The sequence below is a fragment of the Symbiobacterium sp. genome (genome assembly GCF_040797425.1).
GTDB lineage: Bacteria > Bacillota > Sulfobacillia > Symbiobacteriales > Symbiobacteriaceae > Symbiobacterium.
In genome coordinates this window covers 1-9,159 of record NZ_JBFNEH010000081.1, presented here as the reverse complement: position 1 = coordinate 9,159, position 9,159 = coordinate 1, and the positions used below count along the sequence as shown (strand labels likewise).

The window sequence follows — 9,159 nt, the reverse complement described above, 5'->3', positions numbered from 1 at the left end:
GCGGCGCGGAGGCGGCGTCGACCAGGACCTTGTCGTTCTGGAACATGGTGTAGCCGTCACCGCCCCCGATCAGGTAATCGTTGGCGGCGAACTTGTAGGTAGCCTCGGGATCGAGCGGCTTGTCACCGACCATGATGTCGCTCACCCGCTCGCCCACCGGCTTGGTCGGATCCACCTTGAAGCTGATGCCGGACACCTGCGGGAAGCGGCCGTGGCCCTCTTCAACGGTGCTCACGCCCAGCTCCAGGGCCTCCTTGATCTGCGCACCGGTGGCCTCCACCATGAGGACGTAGTTGGTGAACGGCAGGATGTCCACGATGTCCTTCTTCGTCAGCGGACCGGGCTCGAAGATCCTGTCCGCCCGGATGTTGCCGCCGTTGGTGATCGTCACGTCGGCGCCCAGCGCCTCACGGGTGACGTCGCTGATGTAGTTGCCGAGGGCCGTCTCCCGCAGGCGGTTGTTGGACTTGACGGCATCCAGCGGAACCTTCGTCTCGCCGACCACGGCGCCGAACTTCTCATTCAGCAGCCGGGTGTACTCGTCGATCACCGCCTGGATCTCCGGATCGGCCGGGGTCTCCGCGGTGATCTCGTGGCGGGTGAACCGATGGCCCACCACGTCGCCGTCCTGCACCAACAGGGTCAGCTCGCCGACGTAGTCGTACTCGTCGCCCACCCGGGAGATGATCGTGTCGTTGATGACCTTCGGCTGCTCCAGGTCGGCCGCGGCGCAGTGGTCGCCCACGATGGCGTCGATGCCGTCCACCTCGGCGGCCAGCGCCTCGGCGTCGGGCCCGCAGATGTGGGCGAGCAGAACGGTGACCTCAGCGCCATCGGCCTTCATCTTGGGCAGGACAGCGTTCATCGCCTCCGCGTAGTCGAGGATCTCGACGTTAGGGCCGGGGGAGGAGATCTCCGCGGTGTCCTTCGGGGCCAGGCTGGTGAAACCGACCTTGACGCCGTTCACGTCCAGCACCACGTACTCCTTGATGCCCACCTCGGCGCCGAAGACCTCGCCGGTCCGCTTGTCCTTGAGGTTGGCGTTCACCCAGGGGAAGTTGGACTTGGGAACCTGGGCCAGCAGGTTCTCCGGACCATCATCGAAGTCGTGGTTGCCGATGCCCTCCACTGCCAGGCCCAGGCGGTTGAAGACATCGATGGACTGGGCGCCCTTGAACTCGCTGGAAAGAAGCGAGGTGCCCAGGTCGTCGCCCACGCCCACCCAGACGGCCCCGGGCTGACGGGAGCGGATCTCGTTGATGATGGTGGCCTTCTGCGCCATGCTCTTGCCTTCGCTGTCCACCAGGTTCCCGTGCATGTGGGTGTCGTGGATGATGGTCACCTCAACCACGGGAGCCTCGTCGGCCGCGTAGACCGGGTACGAGAACGACACCACGGCCATGACAGCCGCAACCAGGACCGAGAGGAACCGGAACCGCCGCATGCCATCTCGCCTCCTGCCGGTTAATGGATTCCTGGTATTGATGATAGCATGAGTTGTACGACTCCAATAGATCATGGCTGAAAATGATCAATAGAGGCACCGGGACCACCCTCACTAGCCCGTTCGTCCCAGCGCCGGACTCGAACCCATCCGGGCCGAGTCCGCTCATCCCAGGCGCGCCCGCGTGCAGCCCCGGCTGTGCAGGGCCGCCAGCCAGGCCGCCTTCTGCGCCTCCGCGGCCGTAGGCAGCCCGGCGAGCGGCGCCCGCTGCCCCACACGCAACGCCTTGTGGTGGCCCATGGCGTGGTACGCCATGATCTCCACGCCGGCGAGGCCGGGGTAGCGGCGGGCCAGGGCGGCGATGCCGTCCAGGTGCGCCGGGTCGTCGTTCACCCCCGGGACCAGCGGGCAGCGCAGGATGACGCGGGCGCCCGCCTGCATCAGGGCGTCCAGGTTGGCGAGGATGTCCTCGTTCCCCGCCCCGGTCAGCCGTCTGTGAAGGGCAGGGTCGGTGGCCTTGTAGTCGTACAGGAACAGGTCCACATAAGGTGCGATGGCGGCGTACTGTTCCCAGGGCGCGTGCCCGCACGTGTCCAGGCAGACGTGCAGCCCCTCCGCCTTCGCCGCCCGGGCCAGCGCCAGGGCGAAGTCGAACTGGGCCATGGGCTCGCCGCCCGAGAGGGTAAGGCCGCCTCCGGAGCGCCGGTAGTAGGCCTGGTCCCGCATCACCTCGGCCAACACGTCTTCTGCGGTGCGCTCCCGGCCCAGCACCGCCCCGGCCGGGTAGGGGCAGCGATCGAACGTGGACGGGTCGATCGCGGTGCGGTCGTGCAGCACCGCACCGTCCGGGCCCAGGCTGACGCCGTTCGGGCACTCGTGCCCCTCCTGCAGGCAGAGGGTGCACTTGCCGTAGTCGAAGGAGTACTGCACCCGCCGCTGCTGCGACTCGGGGTTGTGGCACCAGAGGCAGCGCAGCGGACAGCCCTTCAGGAAGACCGTGGTGCGAATCCCCGGCCCGTCGTGGAGCGAGAAGCGCTGCACGTCCAGGATCAGGCCCGTGGCCATCGCCCGCACCCCCTAGTACAGCGTGCGGCTCAGAATCTCCAGCTGCACGTCCCGCTCCAGCCGTACGAAGCGTGCGGTGAAGCCACCCACCCGCACGAAGATGTGCGGGTACTTCTCGGGCTCCCGCATGGCCGCTTCCAGGTCGCCCCGGCTCACCACGGTGATCATCACCTGCGTGCCGCCGTTTTCGAAGTACGTCTCCAGCAGGGCCTTCAACTCGGGCAGCCGGGTCGTGAAGAGCTCGCGGCTCAGCTTCAGGTTCTGCACGGCGCCGGCGTGGAGGGACGGATCGAGCTTCACCAGCGAGTTGAGCATGGCCGTGATCCCGCTCCGGTCGCTGCCCCCGGACGGGTTGTTGGCATTCGCCATGGGTGCACCGGCGCGGCGGCCGTCGGCGGAGGCGGCGGTGCGGCGGCCCAGCACGGTGTTGGCCGAGTTGTTGATGATCACCGGCAGGTAGGTGTCAAGCCCGGGCCGCCCGGCCTGTGCCGAAATCGTCCCGCAGACGTGCCGGTAGACCCGCAGCAGCATCGCGTCGGCCACGTCGTCGTCGTTGCCGTACTTGGGGCACTCCGCCAGGTGCCGCTGCAGGGGCCGCCGGCCGGCGAAGTCTGCGTCCAGCGCCGCCACGAGCTCGGGCAGCGTAAGCCGCCTCTCCTCGTAGACCACCTGCCGGATGGCCGCGAGGCTGTCGGCTGCGTTGACCAGGCCGTAGACCTCCAGCGTGCCGCCCAGGGCGCGCACGCCGCCGTCGAACATCCCCCGGCCCCGGGCGATGCAGTCGTCATACAGCAGCGCCGTGAGCAAGAACGGCCCGGCCTTGGCCGCCTCTTCGTGCACCAGCACCTGGAACTGGGCGCAGACGCGCACAAAGTGCTCCACCTGCCGCCGGTACGCTTCCCACAGATCCTCGAAGCGGGTAAACCCGGCCGGATCGCCGGTCCCGAGCCCGATCGGCGCGCCCGTGATGCCGTCGTGCCCGTTGTGGAGGGCCGCTTCCAGGGCCTTCAGGAGGTTGAGCACCCCGTTGGGGGAGCCGTACGAGGCATGGTCGAGCACGTACTCGCCGCAGGAGAAGGGCATGTACTGTGCAGCCTCCGCCTCGGAGACACCGAACGCCCGGGCCACGGCGGGGACGTTGACGTCGTCGTTGGAGAGAATCGGGTAGGTCCGCCCCTCGCCGATCACCTGCAGGGCCTTCTCCCACAGGGCGGGATTCATGCCCCTGTAGCAGCGCAGCGTCACCTGCGGCTCGGTCTCCCGCACGGTGCGGGTGGCCTCCATGGCCAAGAGGGCGAAGCGGTCGGCGTTGACCTCGTTCCGACGGCCCCGTCCCCCCAGGATCACCCGGCCGTCGAAAATCAGCTTGCGGGCCCGGATCAGCCGCCAGAGCGACTGGAGCATGGCGAGCGCCTCCGCCTCGGTGATGCGCCCCTCGTCCAGGTCGCGGGCGAGGAAGTCCCCCAGGTAGACGTCCATGCGCCCGTAGTTCCGGTGGCCCGAAACCAGGGCCCAGAGCCAGGACAGCTGGATCGCCTCCCGCAGGGTGGCGGGGGGCGCCTCAGCAACGCGCCGGAGCGCGGCTGCCATCTCCAGGTCGGTGCGCCCGGCGGCCGTCGCCTCGACCTGGTCGGCGTACCAGCAGCAGACGTCGGCCACCAGGTCGAGCGCCATCTCCATCCCGGTGTAGACTTGCTGCGCATCGGGGCCGTCAGTGTGGACGGCCTTGTGGCGCCGGACCTCCTCCCGGAGCCCGGGCAGGCCCAGCCGCACCAGCTTGTCGAAGTCCAGGCAGCCTCCCAGCATGCGGTAGATCGGGTAGGCGACGGCCGGGCCGACTTCCCAGTTCTCCACGCTGAGCCAGCGGGCCAGCTCCGGCGTGAAGCGGGCCCGCACTCGCGCGGCCGAGGCCTCCCGGGCCCAGAAGGCCCGCATCTCCGCCACCTGTGCGCGCTCCTCCGGATCCAGGTCCTTTCCGGCCAGCGCACGGTCCAGCCGGTCGAGCATGCAGAAGTAGCCAAAGCCGCCATCTTGCGGGGAGAAGCCGACGGCCCCGAACTCGATGCGGCCTGCGAAGAGGTCCCCCTGCTCGGGGGGCCGCAGGATTGCCGGAAACTGGGCCCGGAGGCAGCACGCCTCGCGGATGGCGAGATGGTCGTGCTGGTGGCGCCGGTAGGTCTCGGTGAACTGCAGTTCCATCGCGAACTTCGCCACGGTTGATCGCCCCCCGACAAAGCTCCAGGACTGTTATACTGCACACGTACTTTTTAAGTCTTGTTATGGCTTGACGGCCGGTTGTACGCTGTTGATGATGCGAAGGTGGTGGCCGTGCTCACGCTGCGGGAGGCCCACACGTTCGATGCGGCGACCGAGGTGCACTACGCCTGTCTGCGGTCGATGCGGGTGCTCTCCGAGCCCCACGACCACGACTTTTTCGAGATCTTCCTCGTCACGCGGGGACAGATCTGCCACCTGGTCAACGGCGAACGTCAGCTCCTGCAGGAGGGCGCACTGGTGCTGGTGCGCCCCACCGACTGCCACTGCTACGAGAAGGTGGACGGGGCGGAGCTGGAGCTCATCAACCTCGCCTACTCCAGCCGCACGCACCAGGCCATCACCTCCTTCCTGGGCGCCGGTCCGGTGCCCGAGGGCCTGCTCACCGCCGACCTTCCGCCGCACCGCCAGCTCCCGCCGGAGGAGCGGGAGACGCTGGCGGAGCGCCTCCGGCGGCTCGGACCCGTGCCCGCAACGGACAAGCCCCGGTGGAAGGCCGCGGTGCGGGCCCTGCTGGCCGACATCTTTGCCCGCTACTTCGCCGGGCCCGCCGAGGCGCTGCCGGCGCGACCGCCGGCGTGGTTCACGGTGCTGGCCCGGGCGATGGCGGAGCCGGAGAACTTCACCGCCGGCCTGCCGCGCCTCCTGGCGCTTTCGCCCGTGAGCCAGGAGCATCTCTCCCGCACTGTGCGCCGGTACACCGGCAAGACGCCCACGGAGTGGCTGAACGAGATGCGCCTGCAGTACGCCGCCTGGCTCCTGATGAGCGGGGACGAGCTAGTGACGGAGGTGGCGCTGCAGGCGGGGTTCGAGAACCTGAGCCACTTCTACCACCTCTTCCGGCGGGCGTACGGCGTCTCCCCGGCCCGGTACCGGCGGGCCACCCGGCGGGTGGTGGCACCGGCCCGGTGAGCCAGCGACTTCGGGTGCCGCGACCAGGAATCAGTCGGACTTTGTCTAATGGTTGTAGTAACTGCCTGTGCGCGTGGGAGGGGCAGTCTCCCCACCCTCGCACGACTCTCCGGAAGAAGGTGTGACCGTGATCCTCTACCTCGTGCGCCACGGCCAGTCCGAAGGCAACATCGTCACCTACGACGTCCCCGACGGCCACCTGACCCCCCTCGGCCGACAGCAGGCCGCGGAGACCGCCAGCCGCCTGGCGGAGGAGGGTCTGGACCTGCTGATCTCCAGCCCGCTCCGCCGCGCGCTGGAGACCGCCCGGGCCACCCAGGAGCGCACCGGCCTGCCGCTGGAGGTCTGGCAGCGGCTCTGGGAGTACCGGGACATCGAACCGGCGCAGTTCCTGGGTCGACGCGGCGTGCTGGAGATCTGCCCGGGCGCGCAGTGCGACGACGACCTGCCCGAGGACGGGTTCGAATGCGGCTGGGAGACGCCCGAGACCGCGCACGCCCGGGCGTTGGAGATTTTCGACCGCCTCCGCCGCCGTTTCGGCGCCACCGACAAGAAGGTGGCCGTCTTCGCCCACGGCACCTTCAACGGCTTTCTGCTGATGGCCATGATGGGGCGGCCGTGGCATCCGGGGTGCTGGATCGAGCAGCGCAACTGCTGCATCAACCGCGTCTACATCGACCCGGAGCACGTGTGCATCCTCTCCATCAACGACGTGTCCCACCTCAGCCAGCCCACCCTCTAGCCGACGGTCCGAAGCAAAGGAGGATGCAGCACATGATGCGCTTTCCGGACGGGTTCCTCTGGGGCGTCGCCACTTCCGCGTACCAGATCGAGGGCGCGGTGCGGGCGGACGGGCGGGGCGAGTCCATCTGGGACCGGTTTGCCCACACCCCCGGCAATACCGTGAACGGCGACACGGGCGATGTGGCCTGCGACCACTACCACCGGTTCGCCGAAGACGTCGCCCTCATGGCCGACCTGGGTTACAAGGCCTACCGATTCTCCATCGCCTGGCCCCGCATCCAGCCCACGGGCAGGGGGCCCGCCAACCCGAAGGGTCTCGATTTCTACCGCCGCCTGGTGGATTGCCTGCTGGAGCGGGGGATCACCCCAATGGTCACGCTGTACCACTGGGACCTGCCCCAGGCGCTCCAGGAGGAGGGGGGCTGGCTGAACCGGGACACGGCCGAGCGCTTCGGCGACTTCGCGTCGCTCATGTTTGAAGCTCTGGGCGACCGGGTCCAGCTCTGGCTCACCCACAACGAGCCCTGGTGCGCCTCGATGCTGGGCCATTTCCGCGGCGTCCATGCTCCGGGGCTGCGGGACCTGCGGGCGGGCGTGATCAGCTCGCACCACATCCTGCTCTCCCACGGGCGGGCCGTCGCGGCCTTCCGCTCCGGCGGCTACCGGGGCCAGATCGGCATCGCCCCGAACCTGCTGCCCAACTATCCGCTCACCGACTCAACCGCCGACCGAGAGGCCACGCGGATCTCCGACGGCTACGTGAACCGCTGGTTCCTCGACCCGGTGCTGAACGACCGGTACCCGGCGGACATGCTCGAGTTCTACGGCCGGGTGGTCGGGCCCCTGGACTTCATCCGGGAAGACGATCTGGCGGCGATGGGCGCGCCGGTGGATTTCCTCGGCATCAACTACTATCGCCGCCGTACCATCGAAGCAGACCCCACATCGGAACTGGGCTTCAAGGTGCACGACATCGTCCCCGGCACCCCCACCACCGTCACCGGCTCCGAGATCGTTCCCGAGTGCCTCTACGACCTGCTCCTGTGGGTAAAGGCCCATTACGGCGACGTGCCGCTCTACATCACTGAGAACGGGATGGTGCGGGACGACCAGATCGGCCCCGACGGGCAGGTGCACGACCCCGAGCGCATCGACTTCCTCCGGCGCCACGTGGCGGCCGCCTACCGGGCCATCGAGGCAGGCGTGAACCTCCGGGGCTTTTTCGCCTGGTCCTTCATGGACAACTTCGAGTGGGCCTTCGGCTACAGCCAGCGGTTCGGGCTGGTCTACGTGGACTACGCCACGCAGCGGCGCATCCCCAAGGACAGCGCCCGCTGGTGGGGCGAGGTGGCCCGCCGCAACGGACTGGATGACGCTGACGCGGCACTGGCCGAGCAGCCCCTCGTCGCCGGCCACAGCGGGGCGGCGCCAGACCGGCCCATGTTTACCGAACGGGAGGGGTAACCCTACCAGAGGCTCAGCGTCATCTGCACGGTTCTGGTCCTCCTGCCAATGCGCTCCCCGCCCCTGGTGAGAGGGCGCTGGTCCTACCGCGCCTTCTGTCCCGCTCGCCTCGCCGTGCTCGCCGCCAGCGCGCTGGCGAAGGGCGCATGAGGGCTTCGGCCCGGCCCTCTCCCCCCCGGGCCGCGAGGAGTTGCAACTACCCATCTCAGGGGAGTGATGCCCATGGCCCGCTTCACCGTTACCGAGACCACCTGGTCCGGCGTGCCCGCCCTGCGGCTGTGCGACGACGACGCCCACACCGTCGCCACGCTGGTACCCGGGTTTGGCGGCAACCTGATCTCCCTCACCGACCAGGGGGAGGAACTGCTGCGTACCGGCCCCGACGCGGAGGCGCTGCGTGCGAAACCCACCCGCTGGGGGATTCCCGTGCTCATGCCCCCGAACCGCATCGCCGGCGGCCGGTTCCGGTTCAACGGGCGAGAGTACCAGCTGGAACTGACCGACTCGTCCGGGCTGCACCACAACCACGGCTTCCCGGTGCGCCGACCGTGGCAGGTAGCCGCCACCGGCACGGCCCCGGGCGCCTCCGCCACCATCCGCTTTGCGGCGGCCGACCACCCGGACGTCATGGCGCAGTTCCCCCACCCCTTTGTGCTGGAGCTGACCTACACCCTGGAAGGCCGCACCCTGCGCTGCCGCCCGGTGATCCGGAACCTGGGCGAGGAGCCGATGCCCTTCGGGCTGGGCTTCCATCCCTACTTCCTGGCCCCGCAGGAGGAGGAGATCTTCGTCAGGCTCACCCCCGGCCGCCTGTGGGAGATGCAGGAGTGGATGCCCACCGGGCGGTTCCTCGAGCCGCAGGGAACCTACGATCTGTCCACCTGGCAGCCGGCGCACGCGGTGACCCGCGGCGAGGGTTACGCCGTGGCCGCGCCCGAACCCGACGGCTGGAGCCGGTTCGAACTGGCCAACCGCACCACGGGCCGCACGCTCGCCCTGCGTGCCGCCCCCGCCTACCGGCACTGGCTCATCTTCAACGGGTTCGCCGGCAGCTTCAGTGCGGAGCCCTACACGTGCATGACCAACGCCTTCAACCTCGACCTCGACCCCGCCGTCTCAGGCATGGCCGCCCTGGCGCCGGGCGAGGAGCGCCGGGACCTGGAGTGGGAGTTGACCTGGTCGGAGCGGGCGCAGTAAGTAGAGACGGGGGGGGGGGGGGCGCCAGCCCCCCGGGGCGCCCCACACCCCCGCACACA

General features: G+C 69.1%; 7 protein-coding genes. 4 read left to right on the top strand and 3 right to left on the bottom strand.

The window, feature by feature from the left end:
* From AB2385_RS16015 to AB2385_RS16005, 3 genes are all read right to left on the bottom strand, one after another.
* A partial coding sequence (locus tag AB2385_RS16015) for a bifunctional UDP-sugar hydrolase/5'-nucleotidase (protein WP_367656016.1) occupies window positions 1-1,444 on the bottom strand: 1,444 nt, incomplete at its 3' end.
* A gap of 165 nt (window positions 1,445-1,609) precedes the next feature.
* Window positions 1,610-2,509: a glycyl-radical enzyme activating protein gene (locus tag AB2385_RS16010; RefSeq protein WP_367656015.1), complete on the bottom strand. Its 900-nt coding sequence runs from the start codon at window positions 2,507-2,509 to the stop codon at window positions 1,610-1,612.
* A gap of 12 nt (window positions 2,510-2,521) precedes the next feature.
* Window positions 2,522-4,723 carry a pyruvate formate lyase family protein gene (locus tag AB2385_RS16005; RefSeq protein WP_367656014.1) on the bottom strand — a complete coding sequence of 734 codons (2,202 nt, stop codon included), beginning with the start codon at window positions 4,721-4,723 and terminating at the stop codon, window positions 2,522-2,524.
* Window positions 4,724-4,831: 108 nt separating this feature from the next.
* Between AB2385_RS16005 and AB2385_RS16000 the strand changes: the two genes are divergently transcribed.
* From AB2385_RS16000 to AB2385_RS15985, 4 genes are all read left to right on the top strand, one after another.
* The gene (locus AB2385_RS16000; protein ID WP_367656013.1) at window positions 4,832-5,695 is read left to right on the top strand and encodes an AraC family transcriptional regulator; all 864 of its coding nucleotides are present in this window, start codon (window positions 4,832-4,834) and stop codon (window positions 5,693-5,695) included.
* A 127-nt stretch (window positions 5,696-5,822) separates the two neighbouring features.
* Entirely contained in the window at window positions 5,823-6,437 is a 615-nt protein-coding gene (locus AB2385_RS15995; protein WP_367656012.1) for a histidine phosphatase family protein, read from the top strand.
* 32 nt (window positions 6,438-6,469) lie between these two features.
* Window positions 6,470-7,903: a GH1 family beta-glucosidase gene (locus tag AB2385_RS15990; protein ID WP_367656011.1), complete on the top strand. Its 1,434-nt coding sequence runs from the start codon at window positions 6,470-6,472 to the stop codon at window positions 7,901-7,903.
* 222 nt (window positions 7,904-8,125) lie between these two features.
* Window positions 8,126-9,100, top strand: coding sequence for an aldose 1-epimerase (locus AB2385_RS15985; RefSeq protein WP_367656010.1), 975 nt, complete (start codon window positions 8,126-8,128; stop codon window positions 9,098-9,100).
* Window positions 9,101-9,159: the final 59 nt, after the last annotated feature.